The 19,984-nt window shown below is 70.7% G+C and carries 15 protein-coding genes, 1 tRNA gene and 1 pseudogene; 12 read left to right on the top strand and 5 right to left on the bottom strand.

The genetic code is table 11. The features are described 5' to 3' along the window. Positions 1 to 660 precede the first annotated feature (660 nt). Entirely contained in the window at positions 661 to 1,227 is a 567-nt protein-coding gene (locus JHAT_RS02005; RefSeq protein WP_077796259.1) for a Uma2 family endonuclease, read from the bottom strand. 909 nt (positions 1,228 to 2,136) lie between these two features. Here JHAT_RS02005 and JHAT_RS02000 point away from each other — a divergent pair. The 4 genes and pseudogenes from JHAT_RS02000 to JHAT_RS35060 form a co-directional block, all read left to right on the top strand. Continuing rightward, entirely contained in the window at positions 2,137 to 2,793 is a 657-nt protein-coding gene (locus JHAT_RS02000; protein WP_077796258.1) for a PadR family transcriptional regulator, read from the top strand. Positions 2,794 to 2,997: 204 nt separating this feature from the next. Continuing rightward, positions 2,998 to 3,738 carry an ABC transporter ATP-binding protein gene (locus JHAT_RS01995; protein ID WP_077796257.1) on the top strand — a complete coding sequence of 247 codons (741 nt, stop codon included), beginning with the start codon at positions 2,998 to 3,000 and terminating at the stop codon, positions 3,736 to 3,738. After that, entirely contained in the window at positions 3,735 to 6,605 is a 2,871-nt protein-coding gene (locus JHAT_RS01990; protein ID WP_077796256.1) for an FtsX-like permease family protein, read from the top strand. Before JHAT_RS01995 ends, JHAT_RS01990 begins: the two co-directional genes overlap by 4 nt. A gap of 95 nt (positions 6,606 to 6,700) precedes the next feature. Beyond that, positions 6,701 to 6,781: pseudogene (locus JHAT_RS35060) on the top strand (DUF2587 domain-containing protein); the annotation flags it as partial. Between the two features lie 313 nt (positions 6,782 to 7,094). On the opposite strand, the gene JHAT_RS01985 reads toward JHAT_RS35060, so the two are convergent. Then, positions 7,095 to 7,691 (bottom strand): hypothetical protein, encoded by a 597-nt coding sequence (locus JHAT_RS01985; protein WP_077796255.1) that lies wholly within the window; start codon positions 7,689 to 7,691, stop codon positions 7,095 to 7,097. A gap of 372 nt (positions 7,692 to 8,063) precedes the next feature. On the opposite strand from JHAT_RS01985, the gene JHAT_RS01980 reads away from it, so the two are divergent. Continuing rightward, positions 8,064 to 8,873 (top strand): formate/nitrite transporter family protein, encoded by an 810-nt coding sequence (locus tag JHAT_RS01980; RefSeq protein ID WP_077796254.1) that lies wholly within the window; start codon positions 8,064 to 8,066, stop codon positions 8,871 to 8,873. Positions 8,874 to 8,961: 88 nt separating this feature from the next. On the opposite strand, the gene JHAT_RS01975 is transcribed toward JHAT_RS01980, so the two are convergent. After that, positions 8,962 to 9,035: transfer RNA gene (locus tag JHAT_RS01975), tRNA-Gly, on the bottom strand. A 535-nt stretch (positions 9,036 to 9,570) separates the two neighbouring features. Here JHAT_RS01975 and dcd point away from each other — a divergent pair. Then, complete coding sequence (dcd, locus tag JHAT_RS01965) at positions 9,571 to 10,146, top strand: dCTP deaminase (RefSeq protein ID WP_077796252.1); 576 nt, start codon at positions 9,571 to 9,573, stop codon at positions 10,144 to 10,146. A 13-nt stretch (positions 10,147 to 10,159) separates the two neighbouring features. Next, entirely contained in the window at positions 10,160 to 10,657 is a 498-nt protein-coding gene (locus JHAT_RS01960; RefSeq protein ID WP_077796251.1) for a phosphoribosyltransferase, read from the top strand. Between the two features lie 64 nt (positions 10,658 to 10,721). Here the strand turns inward: JHAT_RS01960 and JHAT_RS01955 are convergent, their stop codons facing one another. Both JHAT_RS01955 and JHAT_RS01950 read right to left on the bottom strand, forming a co-directional pair. Then, on the bottom strand, positions 10,722 to 11,768 hold the full coding sequence (locus JHAT_RS01955) for a Yip1 family protein (RefSeq protein WP_077796250.1): 1,047 nt from the start codon (positions 11,766 to 11,768) through the stop codon (positions 10,722 to 10,724). Positions 11,769 to 11,925: 157 nt separating this feature from the next. Beyond that, a complete protein-coding gene (locus JHAT_RS01950; protein ID WP_077796249.1) occupies positions 11,926 to 14,208 on the bottom strand; it encodes a (Fe-S)-binding protein in 2,283 nt (760 codons plus the stop codon). 244 nt (positions 14,209 to 14,452) lie between these two features. Here JHAT_RS01950 and JHAT_RS01945 point away from each other — a divergent pair, with 244 nt between their 5' ends. The 5 genes from JHAT_RS01945 to JHAT_RS01925 all read left to right on the top strand — a co-directional run bounded on the left by JHAT_RS01945 (position 14,453) and on the right by JHAT_RS01925 (position 19,860). Then, a complete protein-coding gene (locus JHAT_RS01945) occupies positions 14,453 to 15,586 on the top strand; it encodes an MraY family glycosyltransferase (protein WP_077796248.1) in 1,134 nt (377 codons plus the stop codon). A 94-nt stretch (positions 15,587 to 15,680) separates the two neighbouring features. Beyond that, on the top strand, positions 15,681 to 17,525 hold the full coding sequence (gene dnaK / locus JHAT_RS01940) for a molecular chaperone DnaK (protein WP_077796247.1): 1,845 nt from the start codon (positions 15,681 to 15,683) through the stop codon (positions 17,523 to 17,525). After that, positions 17,522 to 18,169, top strand: a complete 648-nt coding sequence (gene grpE / locus JHAT_RS01935) for a nucleotide exchange factor GrpE (RefSeq protein WP_077796246.1) — start codon at positions 17,522 to 17,524, stop codon at positions 18,167 to 18,169. The genes dnaK and grpE overlap by 4 nt, the downstream gene beginning before the upstream one ends. Before the next feature lie 42 nt (positions 18,170 to 18,211). Further along, on the top strand, positions 18,212 to 19,399 hold the full coding sequence (dnaJ, locus tag JHAT_RS01930; RefSeq protein ID WP_077796245.1) for a molecular chaperone DnaJ: 1,188 nt from the start codon (positions 18,212 to 18,214) through the stop codon (positions 19,397 to 19,399). A 5-nt stretch (positions 19,400 to 19,404) separates the two neighbouring features. Then, entirely contained in the window at positions 19,405 to 19,860 is a 456-nt protein-coding gene (locus JHAT_RS01925) for a heat shock protein transcriptional repressor HspR (RefSeq protein WP_077796244.1), read from the top strand. The last annotated feature ends 124 nt before the right edge of the window (positions 19,861 to 19,984 follow it).

The following is a 19,984-nucleotide window of genomic DNA, read 5'->3' as shown; positions in this document are numbered from 1 at the left end:
CGATGACCGGGGGACTGATGGGCCTGCTGCTGCACTACCCGACCGTGAATCCACCCACGGAGGTCGTCCACCAGGCATTGCTCTACGGGGACGGCCTTGCCTCGGTCGTACCACGGGACCCCCGTGTCCATGGTGCAGTGGCGAGCCGCGAGTTGCGGCAACTGGAGGAGCGGGGCCTGTACCGGCCATCGGCCTTCACCCGTGAATCCCTACGCATCTCCTGCGGGCGCTGCCCGCCCGCACCATCGACGAGCCGATGGTGCGGCGCCCGCTCACCGGTCTGGACAACAAAACCCCCGGGTCACTGACCTGGGGGTTTCACATGGAGCGGGTGACGAGAATCGAACTCGCGCTCTCAGCTTGGGAAGCGAGGGCGCTTGGGCGGTCGCCCTCGCGCTGACCTGCAGTTACGCGTTCAACGAAGATGGTGTGCTTCTTCGGTACATGCTCCTGATGACCGTAGTCGTCCGCTCTGAAGGGCACGCGGTGGGCACGGCACGGTGAAGCCGTCCGACCAGAGATGCGGCGGCGTCCGCGTGGGCTCTACGCCTCCGGGCTCTGCTCGCCCGAGGGAGCCTCGGCTGCTTTCGAACATCCGCAGGAGTCTGCCGGGCGCACCACCGCAGGCTGAGCAACCCCTCTGACTGCCCTGCGACCGGTTCAGATCTGGCCGAGGTCGATCTCCGCTGCGAAGGGGGCGGTGATCTTCAGGACACCGGTGAACACGTCCCCGTCCCGGTACGTCCTCGTCGCGGGATCGAGCAGGTATGTATACACCAGCGGTGTGCCCGTCGCGGCCTGCTCGATCCGCCAGTAGAAGCCGATCCCGGCCTTGGCGTACTGGTCCACCTTCACGATCCGGTCGGTGGTCTCCGAGCCCGGCGACACCACCTCGGCCACGAGCAGTACGTGCTCGGGCCGGGTGGGTGTGATGTCGATCGTGTCCGCACGGTAGACGATGACGTCGGGGCGGCGATTGGTCAGCGGGAGGTCCTGAAGCCGGACGTCGAAATCCGTGTCGGCGTTCCAGTCGGGGCCGGCTGCGGCGTCCAGGGCGTTCGCCAGGAGTCGGGCCAGCCGATTGTGCCGCTTGGAGGCGCTAGGGCTCACGACGACCATTCCGTCCACGATCTCGATGCCGGCGCACTGCTCCTCGGACCACGACTCGTACTCCTCGGCCGTGATCTGCTGGTGCATCCACGCCGGGGCCACCATCTCGGCAGTCATGACACGCCTCCCGGACACTGTGCGGCGGGCCCGATCCCGCTGCACTCAGCGTACTGACTCCCACGCGCCGGGGCGGCTCGAAGGCCTCGGCCGCCTCGACGCCTTCCCCTGCCGAGTGGAAGCGGCGTGCTGTGCTCATGAGCACCGGGCTCGCCCCACCACGCTGCCGCTCCGGCGCCGGCCCGCGATTCGTTCATCGGCTCTGCCACCAGACCAGGCCGCACCCGACAAGAGCAGAGCCCGCAGCCGTGGCGACGCCGCGTACTGCGGCGAACAGGGCGGCACGCCCCAGACGACGAGCGGTTCGCTGCCGTTTTCCTTCCGTGAGCTTGCTCATCGGGGTCTCCTCCGGTCGGTCTCGTTGCTGCTGCGAGCTGGCGGTCCGAGTTTTGTGCGGTGATGCGGAAGAGACCCAGTCGGGCGGGAGGACCGGGCGTTTTTCGTTCTACGCTGCTGGCCGACGAGGTGCCCGCTGCACCCGCTGCGGGCGGTCCCGGGCGCGGCCCGGCCGACCGGCCGCCCCCTCCGACTCGCCGTCCTCCACGAGCCCGGTGAAGCCCGCTCGTACTGCAACGGCAACAGAGGAGGAGTCCGCCGAGGAGTCGGACGAGGGGGGCGATGCGGTACCCAAGACGGACGGCCCCGGCCGCCGAGAGCCTGCCCGCGGAGCAGTCGGCGGCCGCTCACGGGACCGGCACCGAGGCCCCCCTCGGCCTCTCCGACCGGCGGATTCCCGTGTTCACACTGGCGTGGGGCTGGCTCTGGTGGGCCTCGGCATCGGCTTCCTCGGGGTGCGGATGCGCCGCCGCTGAGCGGCTCGCGACGGCCCGGGTCCCCCCTGAGTCGGACCTCCGGCGTCCGCCTCAGGACGCTTGTCCACCACGGACTTACTCGGTATACATACTCGGTATGTCCATCCGTCACGGGCTTCTCGCCCTCCTCGAACGCGGCCCGCGCTACGGCTCACAGCTCCGTACGGAGTTCGAGTTCCGCACCGGCTCCACCTGGCCGCTCAACGTGGGTCAGGTCTACACGACGCTCAGCCGGCTCGAACGCGACGGCATGGTCGTGCAGGACGGTGAGGACGAGGACGGCCACTTGCTCTACGCGATCACCGACAGCGGTCGCGTCGAACTTCGCAGCTGGTTCGAGCACCCCGTCGACCGCACCAGCCCGGCCCGTGACGAGCTGGCCATCAAGCTGGCCATGGCCGTCGGGGCGCCCGGGGTGGACATCCGTGACGTCATCCAGTCCCAGCGCCGGCACACCGTGAAGGCCATGCAGGACTACACCCGGCTGAAGGCGCAGGCCCTCACCGCCGTGGAGAAGAACGGGGACCGGGAGCGGGACGACATCGCCTGGCTCCTCGTCCTGGAGCAGCTGATCTTCCAGACCGAGGCCGAGGCGCGCTGGCTCGACCACTGCGAGTCCCGGCTGATCCGTCTCTCGTCGACCGCCCAGGCGGCGGGGCCGGAGCCGGCCCCACCGGGAGCGGTAGCGGGAGCGGCGGGGACGGGGGCGCGGGCGGCGGCCGGGGCGGAGGAAGCCGCACGCCACCGCCCGTGACGTCCGACCTTCACGACCGGCCCCGAGCGCCCGAACGACCGGACCCACAGGGCCGACCGAGTCCACCGGCTCCACCCGACCCACTCGTGGCACCTGAAGACTCCGAACCACCCGACCAGACCCATACCGTACGCACGGCGCTGCCAACGACCGTCCGTCGCACCGACGTCCGGCCGCTCGCCGGCGTACGCCCGAGGGGAAACCATGTCCACACAACAGCGGCAACCCGTGCTGAGCCTGCGGAACCTGACCCGCGTCCACGGCTCCGGCGCCACCGAGGTGCACGCCCTGCGCGGCATCGGCCTCGACGTCCACCCCGGTGAACTCGTCGCCGTCATGGGCCCGTCGGGCTCCGGCAAGTCCACCCTGCTCACCATCGCCGGCGGCCTCGACAACCCCACCTCCGGGCAGGTCTTCGTCGAGGGCACCGACATCACCGCCCTCGGCATCAAGGGGCTCGCCGCCCTGCGCCGCCGCAGCATCGGCTACGTCTTCCAGGACTACAACCTCATCCCGGCCCTCACCGCCGCCGAGAACGTGGCCCTGCCCCGCGAACTGGACGGCATATCGGCCCGCAAGGCCCGCACCGAGGCCCTCGCCGCCCTCGCCGAGATGGACCTCGGCCAACTCGCCGACCGGTTCCCCGACGAGTTGTCCGGCGGCCAGCAGCAGCGCGTGGCCATCGCCCGCGCCCTCGTCGGCGACCGCCGACTCGTCCTCGCCGACGAGCCCACCGGCGCCCTCGACTCCGAGACCGGCGAGTCCGTGCTGGCCTTGCTGCGCTCCCGCTGCGACGCCGGAGCCGCCGGCATCATGGTCACCCACGAGCCGCGGTTCGCCGCCTGGGCCGACCGGGTCGTCTTCCTGCGGGACGGCGCCGTCGTCGACCAGACCCTACGCAGCGACGCCGACTCGCTCCTGACCGGCCGGGCGGCCCAGCGGTGACGACCTGGTTCCACTCCTGGCGGGCCGCGATCCGCATCGCCCGCCGTGACGCCTGGCGCTCCAAGGGCCGCAGCTTCCTCGTCCTCGCCATGATCGCGCTGCCGATCCTGGGCGTGAGCGCCCTGGACCTGACCGTGCGCAGCGCCGAACTCACCCCCGCGCAGCGGATGGAGCGCGCCCTGGGCGCCGCCGACGCTCGCTTCTCCGACGCCCGGACGGGCGGCGTGGCCATCCTGCAGGACCCCGAGGGCGAGCAGTACACCCCGGCCGGGGATGAGTACTACTTGCCGGGCACGGCCTGGCCCGACGGCCCGACCGATGTCACCAAGACCATCCCGGCCGGTTCGGCGGTGCTGACCGACAGCAGCGGCACCGCCAAGCTGACCACCACTCACGGTCTGCTCCAGACCGAGGTCCGTGAGCTGGCCGCCGCCGATCCCGTCGCCCGGGGCATCATGCGGCTGCAGGAGGGCCGCTTCCCCGAGAAGAACGACGAGATCGCCGCGACCACCCGGTTCCTGGAGAGCAGCGGGCTGTCCGTCGGCTCCACCCTCACCGCCCGCGGCTTCGACCGCACCTATGTGATCAGCGGCTCGTACGAGTTGCCCAGCGACCTCACGGCACAGCAGGTCAACGCCCTGCCGGGGGCCTTCCTCGCGCCGTACGCCAAGGCGGTCGAGAAGGCCGGAGCGCCGAAGCCCGACGTCTCCACCACCTACCTGGTGAAGAAGACCGGTGGTTTCACGTGGAACACGGTCCAGGCGATCAACGCCAAGGGTGTCCTGGTCACCTCGCGCGCCGTGGCCCTCGACCCGCCCGCCGACTCCGAGGTGCCGCTCTACCAGAAGGAAGGCTGGGCCAACTACGAGAGCAGCGGGGCCGCCGACGCCGCCGCGCTCGCCGCCGTGGGCACGGTCGTCGGCTTGGCGATGCTGGAGATCTGCCTGCTCGCCGGTCCCGCCTTCGCCGTCGGCGCCCGTCGTTCCCGCCGCCAGCTCGGCCTGGTCGGCGCCAACGGCGGTGCCCGCAGCCATATCCGGGCCATCGTGCTGAGCGGCGGCCTGGTCATCGGCGTCGCGGCGGCCCTGGTCGGCATCGTCCTCGCCCTGGTCCTGACCTTCGCCCTCCGGCCTTTCCTCGAGGACTACATGGGGCAGCGGTTCGGTGGCTTCACCGTCAGGCCGCTGGAACTGCTCGCCATCGCCGCGCTCGCCGTCCTCACCGGCCTGCTCTCCGCGGTCATCCCGGCCGTCACCGCCTCCCGGCAGACCGTCCTGGCCTCCCTCACCGGCCGTCGCGGCGTGCGCCGCAGCAACCGCGTGCTGCCGCTGATCGGCCTCGGCGCCTTCCTGCTCGGCGCGGCCATCGCCCTGTACGGCTCGGTCGTCTCCGACCAGTTCGTCCTGGTCGCGGGTGGCTCGGCCATCGCCGAGCTGGGTGTGGTCGCCATGACGCCCGCCCTGGTCGGCCTGTTCGGCCGGGCCGGTCGCTGGCTGCCGCTCTCGCCGCGCCTCGCCCTGCGGGACGCCGTCCGCAACCGGGGCCGTACGGCACCCGCTGTCGCCGCCGTCCTGGCCGCCGTCGCGGGCACCGTCGCCGTCTCGACGTACGCCGCGAGCCGCGACGCCCAGAGCCAGGCCGAGTACCGGGCCAGCCTGCCGCACGGGGCCGTCGCCGCGCTCGTCACCGAGGAGGGCGGCCGGGACGTCCCCGCCGTCCGCGACGCCGTGCAGCGGACGCTGCCCGTCGACGTCCGCGCCGACGTGTTCCGGATCGCAGTCGGAAAGCCCGGCTGCGCCCCGTACGGGGAGGAAGAGGGCTGTGGCCGCTTCGACGTCGTCATCCCGCCGGCCAACGAGTGCCCGCTGTGGGCCACCTCCCCCGACGGCTCCGACCCCGCGGAGAAGTACAGCAAGGAGCAGCGGCGCGCGCTCGCCAAGGACTGGCGCTGTCTCTCGCCCGACGGCAACGGCATCTACGTCGAGGAGGGTTTCCTCGTCGCCGACGCCCCGCTCCTGAAGGTCCTCGGCATCGACGACCCGGGTGCGGCCGAGGCCCTCGCCGACGGAAAGCTCGTCAGCTTCCACAGGCCCCAGGTCGACAGGAACGGCACCGTCGGCATCAAGCTGATCACCGACCCGGAGGCCGCCGACCGCGCCGCCGAGCAGAACAAGCCGGTCCCGGGCGAGCTGAAGTCCTTCCCCGCCTACCAGGTGTCCGGCTCGCCCGACTCCTACGGAGTGGAGAGCGTGCTCAGCCCCGCCGCCGCCAAGGCCGCCGGACTGACCACCGTCCCCCTCGGCGCCTTCTTCAGCACCGACCGGATGCCCAGCTCCGAGCAGCTGCAGAGGCTCGACGCCGAGATCGCCAAGCTCGGCAGCGACGTCGAGCTGACCGTGGAGCAGGGCTGGGTCGACGGGAACGGGCTCGTCCTGCTCGCGCTGACCGTCTTCGCCGGCCTGGTCACCATCGGTGCGGCCGGCATAGCCACCGGTCTCGCCCAGGCCGACGCGGAGGCCGATCTCAAGACGCTCGCCGCGGTCGGCGCCCCGCCCCGGGTGCGCCGCATGCTCAGCGGCTTCCAGTGCGGTGTGGTCGCCGCGATGGGTGTGGTCCTCGGCTCGGCGGCCGGTGTCCTGCCCGCGGTCGGGCTGCGGCTCACCGAGGAGCGCGAGCAGACGCGCTTCTATCAGGAGGCTCTCGACAATGGCTGGGGCGGCGTCGGTGACGCCCCGCCGTACGTGCCGATCGTCGTCCCCTGGGAGACACTCGCCGCCCTCCTGGTCGCCGTACCCCTCGGCGCCGCCCTGCTGGCCGCGCTGGTGACCCGCTCGCACGGGGCGCTGGCCCGCCGCGAAGCGCACTGAGCCTCCGCTGCCGGACCGTGCCCCTGGACGAGGGTGGATCACCCTCGTCCAGGGGCGCACCGTGTGAGAAAGCACGCGTGCGCGAGAACGGCGGCATGGAGATGCCGAGGAATGACGGGTCGCAGGAGAGCCCCCAGGTCCTCATCCTGGGCCAGGACGGGATGGCGCTCGGCGGCACTGACTAGGGATCACCTTCCGTCCCGGCCGTACTCCTTGGTCGGTCTGCACGCTGTCGCGAACCAGGCAGGCCGACAGGGCACGCCACGTGGTGGTGACGAGGTAGTCCCCGTCCGGAGGAAGCGTCCACCGACGGCGACGCCCTGCTCTTTGGCTCACATGATGAAGTCGGCGACCACGAGGAAGTAGCCGGGGAACCTCCATCTGGATGATGACGCCCATCTCGTACTCGGCCTGCTTCTGGTAGTCCTCGCCCCAGCCCTCCGGTCACGGTCTCCACAGTAGGAGGGGAACCTCACCGCTCCCTCTCGCTCAGTGCGTGAAGCGCCAGTCGGTGGCCGACGGCATGTGTGACGCCATCGAGCGGGCCCGTTGCCACATGCCCTGCCCCTGCCCGGCGTAACGCTGCTGTTCGCCGTGCAGGGCGCTGAGTACCACCAGGCAGCCGGTCAGTGCCGGTACCGCCCACTGCGCGTAGACGAGGCGGCGCTGGGCCTTGTCGGTGTCGATGGGGTGTTTGGCCGCCTTCTCGACGTCCTCGGGGTCGTCCGAGGAGGCCAGCTCCACCTGCTTGCCGAGGACGCGGGAGTAGGCGGTGACGGCCAGGGCCGCACCGGTAAAGACGGTCTTGGCGAGCGTGGCGGCGGCCGCGCCCTGCTGGCCGGCGACACGGGGAGCGTCCGCGGCCAGCATGCCACCGCTGCCGAACAGATGGATGCCGATGGCCACGGCGTTGACCGGCGTCCACTTCGCCCAGCCGGACGAGGAGAACCGGGCGGTGGCCGTCTGCGACCCGCCCTCGGACCGGGCCGCGCCGTTGAGGCCGACGGCACCCATGAGCGAACCACCGAACCACGTTGCCAGCCCCACGTCGTGCAGACTTCGCATAAGAGTGTTGCGTTCGGACATGGGCACCAGACTCCTTTGCAGGGGATGAACCGACGGCGCCGGCGAAGAGCGCCAGCGTCGACCCTCACCCGCCACGGAGCCGGGTGCCAGCACGCTTGGTACGAACGGGTGTTTTCGGCGGAGGCCACGGGTGGGAAGCGGCGCGGCACTCCTCCTCGTGTCCCGCTGTTCCGCTGTCGTGCGCCACCTTGAGCGGGGACAGTGCTTCAGCGGCCACGGCACGCCCGTTTCCGGGGTCCTCCATGAACCGGACCGGGTGGGACGGCGTGGGTGACGGAATCCGGGGGCGGCCTCGCCGAAGATTCATCCGGGACGCTTCTGCGACGCGGCCGACGACACGCTTCCGCGGTCACGCGGGGCCGGAGGAACCACATGAAGCCGGACGGCGAGATCATGCAGGGCCCCGGAGAGCGACGGGTCGCCGAGGCTGCGGAACGAATCGTGGCCGAGGGCCGGCCGCGGCTGCACCGCACCTGGACGTCGCTGGTGGCCACCTCGCTGCTCGGTGGTATCGACGTGGGGGTCGGCATCATGGTGTTGCTGTTCGTGCGGCACGAGACCGGCAGCGAACTGCTGGCCGGGCTGGCCTTCTCTGTGGGGCTCATCGCCCTGTTGCTCGGCCACAGCGAGCTGTTCACGGAGGGCTTCCTGGTGCCCGTCGCCACCGTGATCGCCGGCGCGGCCACCTGGCTCGACCTGGCGCGGATGTGGGCGACGGTCCTGGTGATGAACCTGATCGGCGGGTGGGTCTTCACCTGGATCGTCATGCAGGCCTTCCCCGACCTGCACGGCACGGCGGTCACGGCGGGCGCGCACTTCGTCGACGGGGGGTACGCACTGAGCACCTTCTGCCTGGCCGTGCTGGGCGGCGGCGTCATCACGCTCATGACCCGTATGCACCACGGCACGGATTCCATGACCGGGAAGATCACCGCATCGATCATCGCCGCGTTCGTCCTGGCCGGGCTCGGGCTGTGGCACTCGGTCCTGGACTCCCTGATCGCGTTCGCCGGCCTGCACACCGGCAGGACGGCATACGGTTACGTGGACTGGCTGGTGTGGCTGGCCTGGGCGGTCCTGGGCAACATCGTCGGCGGCCTCCTCCTGACGACGGCACTGCGTCTGGTGCGCAGCGCCCCGGTGCTGAACGACGACGGGCCACCGGCCGAAGCCGGCTCCTGAAGGCCACCGGACGGGCATGAGGTGCCCGGCTCACGCACGCGGGCCGGACAGCCAAGAAGGCCCAAGTCGATGACCTGGGCCTTGCCTGTGGAGCGGGTGACGAGAATCGAACTCGCGCTCTCAGCTTGGGAAGCTGATGTTCTACCATTAAACTACACCCGCGTAATCCGCCGACCGGAGTCGGTGGTGGACGCTCGGTCACTCTACCCCATCCCAGGCCCCCGGTGCTCACGCCGTGGGGCCTGAGGGTCTTTCAGGGAGGGGGAAGCGGCTGCGCGGGGCTGGAGTCGGGGCGTACCGTGGGGGGTGTTCCGAAGGGCGTTCCGGGGGGTACCCGGGAGGGCGGAGTGCCGCCTGGAGAGTCGTCTCTTTGATCCCGTAATGTGGCTTTCGTCGTCAGGGCAGTCCAGCCGACGCGGCTCTTGGGGAAGGGACTTGAAGGACTTGATGGAGCGCACCGTTCTCCGTTGTGCCGACGGGCACGTGTTCACCGCCGCCACGTTTCCGATGCAGCAGGCCGAGCGGCTCGGCCCCGGCCGGCTCGTCCGATGTCCGCGGTGTGCGCGGCTGCGGAGCGCCGTGCCGGTGGTGTCGGAGAAGCGGTAGCCGGCCTCCGGGCACGGAGATCCCAGCAGTACCGGGCGCGCGGCGCGGCGGCGGTTGTCGCTGCTCCGCGCGCCTTGCGTATCCTCGGTGCGTGCTTCTCTCAGACAAGGACATCCGGGCCGAGATCGAATCCGGGCGGGTGCGCATCGATCCCTTCGACGACTCCATGGTGCAGCCGTCGAGCATCGACGTCCGCCTCGACCGCTACTTCCGGGTGTTCGAGAATCACCGGTACCCGCACATCGACCCCTCCGTCGAGCAGGCGGACCTGACCCGGCTCGTGGAGCCGGAGGGGGACGAGCCGTTCATCCTGCACCCGGGCGAGTTCGTTCTGGCCAGCACGTACGAGGTCGTCTCGCTGCCCGACGACCTCGCCTCGCGGCTGGAGGGGAAGAGCTCGCTGGGACGGCTCGGGCTGGTCACGCACTCCACCGCCGGGTTCATCGACCCCGGGTTCTCCGGGCACGTGACGCTCGAACTCAGCAATCTCGCCACCCTGCCGATCAAGCTGTGGCCCGGGATGAAGATCGGGCAGCTCTGCATGTTCCGGCTCACCTCGCCGGCCGACCACCCGTACGGCAGCGAGCGGTACGGCTCGCGGTACCAGGGGCAGCGGGGGCCGACCGCCTCCCGGTCCTTCATCAACTTCCATCGGACCCAGGTATGAGCAGGACGCGCGCATGAGTGATGTACGGGAGAACCTGACCTACGAGCAGTTCGGCGTCGCCGTCCGCGAGCTCGCCCAGACGATCGCCGACGACGGGTACGAGCCGGACATAGTGCTCTCCATCGCCCGCGGCGGGGTCTTCGTGGCCGGCGGGCTGGCCTACGCGCTGGACTGCAAGAACATCCACCTGGTGAACGTGGAGTTCTACACCGGCGTCGGCACCACGCTCGAGATGCCGGTCATGCTCGCGCCCGTGCCCAACGTCATCGACTTCTCCGAGAAGAAGGTCCTCATCACCGACGACGTCGCCGACACCGGCAAGACGCTCAAGCTGGTGCGGGACTTCTGCCTCGACACGGTCGCCGAGGTGCGCAGCGCGGTGATCTACGAGAAGTCCCACTCGCTCGTCCAGTGCGAGTACGTGTGGAAGCGCACCGACGACTGGATCAACTTCCCGTGGAGCGTGCTGCCTCCCGTCGTGCGGCGGGACGGGCAGGTGCTGGACGCCTGAGTCGTCCGGACACGTGGAAGGGCCCCCGGCGTACGGCGCCGGGGGCCCTTCCACGTGGTGGGTGTCAGAACGTGCCCAGCTTGACGATCGACAGCAGGGCGACCAGCTGGATCGCGGACGCGCCGAGCGCCTTCGGCCAGGGCAGGTCGTGGGAGCGGCCGACCATCAGGGTCAGCAGGGCGCCGGCCGCGACCCAGGTGATCCAGCCGAGGATCTGCACGAAGGGCGCGTCGCCGCCGGCGAACATCGCGACGACCAGGCGGGGCGCGTCCGTGATCGACATGATCAGCATGGACAGGCCGACCGTGGGCTGCCAGGCGCCGTCGCCGCCGAGCTGGCGGGCCAGGGTGTGGGTGACGACACCCAGCACGAAGGCGCTCAGCGCCATCGCGACGGCCGTGGTCAGGACGATCGGTATCGCGTTCGAGAGGGTCGCGTTGATCGCGTCCTCGCGGGCGCCGTCGAAGCCGAAGACCGCCAGCAGGCCGTAGAGGAGGGTGACGACGAGGGCGGGGCCCCACATCGTGTAGTCCCGCATCCGGAGGAAGGTCTGGTCGGGGGCGGTGACGATGCCCTTCAGCAGGGCCTTCCAGTGCAGGCGCGGGCCGATCGGGCCGGGGGGCGGTGCCGCCGAGCCGGCCTGGTAGGTCTCGCCCTGGGTGTAGGGGTCCTCGCCGATCGAGAACGCCTGGGTGTGGCCGGGGTTGTTGGCCGCGTACGGGTCGTACGGGGCCTGTGCGCCGTGCGGGTGGTGCGGGCCGCCCTGGCCGTAGCCGCCGTCGCCGAAGTACTCCGGCTCCCCGTGGCCGCCGCCGTGGCCAGGGCCGTGGTGTGGCTGTGGCCAGGGTGAGCCGCCGTTGCCGGGGCCGGGTGCGCCACCTCCGTACGGTTGCTGCGGGTACGGCTGCCGAGGCGTCGCGGGACCGCCGTACGACGGTCCCTGGGGCGCCTGCTGTCCGTACGGGGGGTGTTGCGGTCGCGCGTGTGGAGCGCCGTCGTCCCGGCCGCGTCCGATCCTGAATCCAGCCACGCCCTCGAACGTACCTGGTCCCGGGGAGTGACGTGCGGGGGCCGGGCTTTCGGGGGGTTCTTTGCGGCCGAGCTGTGACATCCCTTACGGGGGGCGGCCGAGGCGGCCCCTAGGGGGCCGGACGGCGGGTCGTACGGCCCCGGTACCCGGGAGTTCCCCTTTCCCGGCCGACGGCGGCGGCCCCCGACCCGCTCGGGATCGGGGGCCGCCGCCGTGGTTGGGCTGCCGGGTGGGCCGGTCACTTCACCGGTTCGGGCTCCGGTGCGCTCTCGGGCTCCGCCTCGCCGGCCGGGTCGGCCGGGGTCTTGACGGAGTCCAGCAGGAGCTGGGCGACGTCGACGACCTGGATGGACTCCTTGGCCTGGCCGTCGTTCTTCTTGCCGTTGACCGAGTCGGTCAGCATGACGAGGCAGAACGGGCAGGCGGTGGAGACGATGTCCGGGTTGAGGGACAGGGCCTCGTCGACGCGCTCGTTGTTGATGCGCTTGCCGATGCGCTCCTCCATCCACATCCGCGCGCCGCCGGCGCCGCAGCAGAAGCCGCGTTCCTTGTGGCGGTGCATCTCCTCGTTGCGGACGCCCGGGACGGCGGCGATGATCTCGCGCGGCGGCGTGTAGATCTTGTTGTGGCGGCCCAGGTAGCACGGGTCGTGGTACGTGATGATGCCCTCGACCGGGGTGACCGGGATCAGCTTGCCCTCGTCGACGAGGTGCTGGAGCAGCTGGGTGTGGTGGATGACCTCGTAGTCGCCGCCGAGCTGCGGGTACTCGTTGCCGAGGGTGTTGAGGCAGTGCGGGCAGGTGGCGACGATCTTCTTCGCCGACTTCGGTTTCCGCGACTCCTCGGTGACCTTGCCGTCGTCGTCCATCTCCTCGCCGAAGGCGGCGTTGAGGGACATGACGTTCTCCATGCCGAGCTCCTGGAAGAGGGGCTCGTTGCCGAGGCGGCGGGCGGAGTCACCGGTGCACTTCTCGTCGCCGCCCATGATCGCGAACTTCACGCCCGCGATGTGGAGCAGCTCGGCGAAGGCCTTGGTGGTCTTCTTGGCGCGGTCCTCGAGGGCGCCGGCGCAGCCGACCCAGTACAGGTACTCGACCTCGGAGAGGTCCTCGATGTCCTTGCCGACGACCGGGACCTCGAAGTCGACCTCCTTGGTCCACTCCAGGCGCTGCTTCTTGGCCAGGCCCCAGGGGTTGCCCTTCTTCTCCAGGTTCTTGAGCATCGTGCCCGCCTCGGAGGGGAACGCGGACTCGATCATGACCTGGTAGCGGCGCATGTCGACGATGTGGTCGACGTGCTCGATGTCGACGGGGCACTGCTCGACGCAGGCGCCGCAGGTGGTGCAGGACCACAGGACGTCCGGGTCGATGACGCCGTTCTCCTCGGCGGTGCCGACCAGCGGGCGCTCGGCCTCGGCGAGGGCGGCGGCGGGGACGTCCTTGAGCTGCTCGGCGGAGGCCTTCTCCTCGCCCTCCATGGTCTTGCCGCCGCCGGCCAGCAGGTAGGGGGCCTTGGCGTGCGCGTGGTCGCGCAGGGACATGATCAGGAGCTTGGGGGAGAGGGGCTTTCCGGTGTTCCAGGCGGGGCACTGCGACTGGCAGCGGCCGCACTCGGTGCAGGTGGAGAAGTCCAGCAGGCCCTTCCAGGAGAACTGCTCGACCTGGGAGACGCCGAAGACGTCGTCGTCGCCGGGGTCGGTGAAGTCGATCGGCTTGCCGCCCGACGTCATGGGCAGCAGCGCGCCCAGTGCGGTGGAGCCGTCGGCGTTCCGCTTGAACCAGATGTTCGGGAAGGCGAGGAAGCGGTGCCAGGCCACGCCCATGTCGGTCTTCAGGGCGACCGTGATCATCCAGATGAAGGAGGTCGCGATCTTCAGGCCGGCGAAGAAGTAGGTGAGGTTCTGGAGCGTGGAGAGGTCCATGCCCTCCAGCCACGTCACCACCGGGTACGAGATGAAGAACGAGGCCTCGTAGCCGTCCACGTGGTGCTGGGCGCCCTCCAGCGCGTGCAGCATGAAGATGCAGACGCCGACGATGAGGATGACGGCCTCGACGAAGTACGCCTGTCCGAAGTTGGAGCCCGTGAAGCGGGACTTGCGGCCCGGCTTCCGCGGGTGGCTCAGCTGGCGGATGACGATCAGGACCAGGATGCCGAGCACCGTCATCGTGCCGATGAACTCGACGAAGGCGTTGTACGGCGCCCAGTCGCCGATGATCGGGAGGATCCAGTCGGCCTGGAACAGCTGCCCGGCGGCGTTGACGATCGTCAGCAGCAGGGAGAAGAAGCCCACCGCCACGAACCAGTGCGCGACGCCGATGACGCCCCAGCGGTTCATCCGGGTGTGGCCGATGAACTCCCTGGCCACGGTGACGGTGCGCTGCCCGGGTGCGTCGGTGCGGGTGCCTGCGGGCACGCTCTGGCCGAGCCGCATGTAGTTGACGATCTGGAGGATGGCGCGGGCGAACAGGGCCACGCCGACCACAATCAGGACCAGCGACACGATGATCGCGGCGAGTTGCATTTGGGGGCTCCTCGGGCCTGCGAGGGATCGGGAGGGGGTTCGTCACCCACCCCGACATTACTAAGCGGTAACTTATGCAGTCTGTCCGAGACTACCCGTATCTCCAGCCGCACTGTAGTCAGGGCCGCGGTGATCTGCGTCGCTGAGGCAACCCTGACCGCCCGGGAGCCGTCACCCGTCGCCGCCACGCCGGTCTGGACAGGACATTCATCGCACATCGTGATATTCGGCCTATTTTAGGTCCGTGCTCTACGGGATCACTGCCGCCACCGTCTCCTTCCTCCTCGCCGCCCTGCTCACCGCCCTGCTGAGGGCGTCCGCCCTGCGTCTGGCCCTCGTCGACCGGCGCCGTCCGCGCCCGGTGCCCCTGCTCGGCGGCGTGGCCGTCGTCCTCGGCACCGGGGCGGTCGCGGGCGCCTGCCAGTGGACGGGCGCCGTCCCGCTCGGCACGGGAGTGGTCCGGCTGCTCGTCGCCGGCTGCGCCGTCGGGGCGCTGGGCCTCGCCGCCGACCTCTGGCGGCTGCGGCGGCGGTGGCTGCTGGCCGGCACGGCGCTCGCGGCGGCGTGCGTGGTGCCGTACGACGGGACCGGGCCGCTGGCCGGTGCGCTGGCGGCGGTCTGGATCGCGCTGGTCGCCACGGCCTTCCGGGGGCTCGACCACGCCGACGGGCTGGCCGGCGCGGTGGGTGTCGTGACCGCCTTCGGCGTCGGCGTCTGCGCGGCGGCGGAGCTGATGGACGGGCTCGCGGTGCTGCTGAGCGCGCTGGCCGCCGCGCTGGCCGGGTTCCTGCTGCACAACTGGCCCCCCGCCCGGATCGCGCTCGGGGCCTCCGGGGCGCTCTTCGCCGGCTTCCTGCTCGCCGGGGCCGCGGTGTTCACCCGGGCGGGGCGGGCACCCGGTACCGGCGCGGGGGTGCTGTTCGCGCTGACCGCGCTGGTGGGCGTCGACGCCGTCCTCGTCCTGCTGTCGCGCCGGCTGGCCGGCCGGTCCCCGCTGCGCGGCGGTCCCGACCACCTCGCCCACCGGCTGCGGCGGCTGGGGCTGACCCCCCAGGGAGTGGTCGTGCTGCTCGGTGCGGGCGCGTGCGGCGGGGTGCTCGTGGGCGTGCTCGTGCACGTCGGCCGGGTGGGGGAGGCGGCCGTGCTGGGGGTGGCGGGCGCCTCGGCCACCACGGTGCTGGGACTGCTGCGGGTGCGGGTGTACGAGCCGCGGTGGACCGGCCCGGGCACCGCCGCCCGGGGGTCGCGCCGGGTCCCCGCCTCGCGTCCCGGCACCGGCGTGCACTCCCCCCTTCGAGGGACGGATTTTCCGGTTCGTCAGGCCACCGGTCCGCAGGAAGCGCAGGTCAGCGCGTCCTTGCGTATAAGGAACGGATAAGAGTTGAGCCCACTCGACTCATGTCTGTTGACCCAGCAGTGCGCGTCATGCACACTTGAGCCTGTTCCACTCAAGTCAGCTGGAGGAAATCACCATGGCACGTGCGGTCGGCATCGACCTGGGCACGACTAACTCCGTCGTCAGCGTTCTGGAGGGCGGCGAGCCCACCGTCATCACCAACGCCGAGGGCGCCAGGACCACGCCGTCCGTCGTCGCCTTCGCCAAGAACGGTGAGGTGCTGGTCGGCGAGGTGGCCAAGCGCCAGGCGGTCACGAACGTCGACAGGACCATCCGGTCGGTCAAGCGCCACATGGGCACCGACTGGAAGATCAACCTGGACGGCAAGGACTTCAACCCGCAGCAGATCAGCGCCTTCGTGCTGCAGAAGCTGAAGCGGGACGCCGAGGCCTACCTGGGCGAGAAGGTCACCGACGCGGTGATCACCGTTCCGGCGTACTTCAACGACGCCGAGCGCCAGGCCACCAAGGAGGCCGGCGAGATCGCGGGCCTGAACGTCCTGCGCATCGTCAACGAGCCGACCGCCGCCGCGCTGGCGTACGGCCTCGACAAGGACGAGCAGATCATCCTCGTCTTCGACCTCGGTGGCGGCACCTTCGACGTCTCGCTGCTGGAGATCGGCGACGGCGTCGTCGAGGTGAAGGCCACCAACGGTGACAACCACCTCGGTGGTGACGACTGGGACCAGCGCGTCGTCGACTACCTGGTCAAGCAGTTCCAGTCCGGTCACGGCGTGGACCTGTCCAAGGACAAGATGGCCCTCCAGCGCCTCCGCGAGGCCGCAGAGAAGGCCAAGATCGAGCTGTCCTCGTCCACCGAGACCTCGATCAACCTGCCCTACATCACGGCCTCCGCCGAGGGCCCGCTGCACCTGGACGAGAAGCTCACGCGCGCCCAGTTCCAGCAGCTGACCGCCGACCTGCTGGAGCGCTGCAAGACGCCGTTCCACAACGTCATCAAGGACGCCGGCATCCAGCTGTCCGAGATCGACCACGTCGTCCTCGTCGGCGGCTCCACCCGCATGCCCGCCGTCGCCGAGCTCGTCAAGGAGCTGACCGGCGGCAAGGAGGCCAACAAGGGCGTCAACCCGGACGAGGTCGTCGCCATCGGCGCCTCGCTCCAGGCCGGTGTCCTCAAGGGCGAGGTCAAGGACGTCCTGCTGCTCGACGTCACCCCGCTGTCCCTCGGCATCGAGACCAAGGGCGGCATCATGACCAAGCTGATCGAGCGGAACACGACGATCCCGACCAAGCGCTCGGAGATCTTCACCACCGCCGAGGACAACCAGCCCTCCGTGCAGATCCAGGTCTACCAGGGCGAGCGCGAGATCGCGGCGTACAACAAGAAGCTGGGCATGTTCGAGCTGACCGGTCTGCCGCCGGCGCCCCGCGGCGTCCCGCAGATCGAGGTCTCCTTCGACATCGACGCCAACGGCATCATGCACGTGACCGCGAAGGACCTGGGCACGGGCAAGGAGCAGAAGATGACCGTCACCGGCGGCTCCTCGCTGCCGAAGGACGAGGTCGACCGCATGCGCCAGGAGGCCGAGCAGTACGCGGAGGAGGACCACCGCCGCCGCGAGGCCGCCGAGACCCGCAACCAGGGCGAGCAGCTCGTCTACCAGACCGAGAAGTTCCTCAAGGACAACGAGGACAAGGTCCCCGGTGAGGTCAAGACCGAGGTCGAGGCCGCCGTCGCCGAGCTGAAGGAGAAGCTCAAGGGCGAGGACACCGCCGAGATCCGCACCGCCACCGAGAAGGTCGCCGCCGTCTCGCAGAAGCTGGGCCAGGCCATGTACGCCGACGCCCAGGGCGCGCAGGCCGCCGGCGGCGAGGCCCCCGGTGCCGGTGACAAGGGCGCCGACGACGACGTCGTCGACGCCGAGATCGTGGACGACGAGCGCAAGGACGGTGCGGCGTGACCGAGGAGACCCCGGGCTTCGAGGAGAAGCCCGACGTCCCCTCTGGCGCAGACCCTGACGCCGCCGAACCGACGGCCGCCCCCGAGGAGGAGGCGGCCCCGGCCGGGGACGCGAGTGAGAACGCGGGCCTGGTGGCCCAGCTGGATCAGGCACGCACGGCGCTCGGCGAGCGCACGGCGGACCTCCAGCGCCTCCAGGCCGAGTACCAGAACTACCGCCGTCGGGTGGAGCGGGACCGCATCGCGGTCAAGGAGATCGCCATCGCGAACCTCCTGTCCGAGCTGCTCCCCGTGCTCGACGACGTCGGCCGCGCCCGGGAGCACGGCGAACTCGTGGGCGGATTCAAGTCCGTCGCGGAGTCGCTGGAGACCGTGGTGGCCAAGATGGGCCTGCAGCAGTTCGGCAAGGAGGGCGAGCCCTTCGACCCGACGATCCACGAGGCCCTGATGCACTCCTACGCACCGGACGTCACCGAGACGACGTGCGTGGCGATCCTGCAGCCCGGGTACCGGATCGGCGAACGCACCATCCGCCCCGCGCGGGTGGCCGTGGCCGAGCCGCAGCCGGGTGCGCAGACCGTCAAGGCCGAGGAGCCGGCCGAGGCGGCCGACGACAAGGAGAACGGTGGCCCGGAGGAGGGCTGACGTCACGACGTACGCGTACGCAGGAGAGGAGGGACGTCGGGGATGAGCACCAAGGACTTCATCGAGAAGGACTACTACAAGGTCCTCGGCGTCCCCAAGGACGCCACCGAGGCCGAGATCAAGAAGGCGTACCGGAAGCTCGCCCGCGAGTTCCACCCGGACGCCAACAAGGGCAACGCGAAGGCCGAGGAGCGCTTCAAGGAGATCTCCGAGGCGAACGACGTCCTCGGTGACCCCAAGAAGCGCAAGGAGTACGACGACGCCCGCGCGCTGTTCGGCAACGGCGGCTTCCGCCCGGGGCCGGGCGCGGGCGGCGGCACCTTCAACTTCGACCTGGGCGACCTCTTCGGCGGCGCCCAGGGCGGGGCCGGCGGCTTCGGCGGCGGTCTCGGGGACGTCTTCGGGGGCCTGTTCAACCGCACCGGTGCCGGCGGTCCCCACGCCGGCCCCGGCACGCGGACCCAGCCGCGGCGCGGTCAGGACGTCGAGTCCGAGGTCACCCTCAGCTTCACGGAGGCGATCGAGGGCGCGACGGTCCCGCTGCGCATGTCCAGCCAGCAGCCCTGCAAGGCCTGTTCGGGCACCGGCGACAAGAACGGCACGCCGCGCGTGTGCCCGACCTGCGTCGGCACCGGCCAGGTCGCCCGGGGCTCCGGCGGCGGCTTCTCGCTGACCGACCCCTGCCCGGACTGCAAGGGCCGCGGTCTGATCGCGGAGAACCCCTGCGACGTCTGCAAGGGCTCCGGACGCGCCAAGTCCTCGCGGACGATGCAGGTCCGCATCCCGGCCGGGGTGTCGGACGGGCAGCGCATCCGGCTGCGCGGCAAGGGCGCGCCGGGCGAGCGGGGCGGTCCGGCGGGCGACCTGTACGTGGTGGTCCACGTCAAGGAGCACCCCGTCTTCGGCCGCAGGGGCGACAACCTCACCGTCACCGTCCCGGTCACCTTCGCCGAGGCGGCGCTGGGCGGCGAGATCCGCGTCCCGACCCTGGGCGGTCCGCCCGTCACGCTGAAGCTGCCGGCGGGCACGCCGGGCGGCCGCACCATGCGCGCCCGGGGCAAGGGCGCGGTCCGCAAGGACGGCACCCGCGGCGACCTCCTGGTCACCGTGGAGGTGAGTGTCCCGAAGGACCTGACGGGGAAGGCTCGTGACGCGCTCGAGGCGTATCGCGAGGTGACCGCGGACGAGGATCCGCGGGCGGAGCTGTTCCAGGCCGCGAAGGGAGCTTGACGGGAATGGACGGTCGTCGACGCAATCCGTATGAACTGACCGAGGACACCCCGGTCTACGTCATCTCGGTGGCGGCCCAGCTCTCCGGTCTGCACCCGCAGACCCTGCGCCAGTACGACCGCCTCGGCCTGGTCTCCCCCGACCGCACGGCCGGGCGCGGCCGGCGCTACTCGGCCCGCGACATCGAACTGCTCCGCCAGGTACAGCAGTTGTCGCAGGACGAGGGCATCAACCTGGCCGGGATCAAACGCATCATCGAACTGGAGAACCAGGTCGCCGCGCTCCAGTCGCGCATAGCGGAGCTGTCGGACGCGCTGGAGGGCGCGGCCACGGCGATGCGGCAGCGGGAGGCGGCGGTGCACGCGTCGTACCGCCGTGACCTGGTGCCGTACCAGGAGGTCCAGCAGACCAGCGCGCTGGTGGTGTGGCGGCCCAAGCGGCAGCAGCAGGTGCCGGACTGACGCCGCGCGAGGGGTCCGGAGGTTCGCCCGAACCTCCGGACCCCTTCGCGTGCCCTGTGCGTGGAAGGCGTGTAAAGGGAACCGGGAGATGATTCCGCTCCGTCTCCACATCGGCTGCGGAGCG

This window comes from Streptomyces sp. JHA26, from assembly GCF_002005565.1.
Lineage (GTDB): Bacteria > Actinomycetota > Actinomycetes > Streptomycetales > Streptomycetaceae > Streptomyces.
Note: the sequence above shows the minus strand (reverse complement) of the source record. Positions and strands in the feature narration are given on the sequence as shown.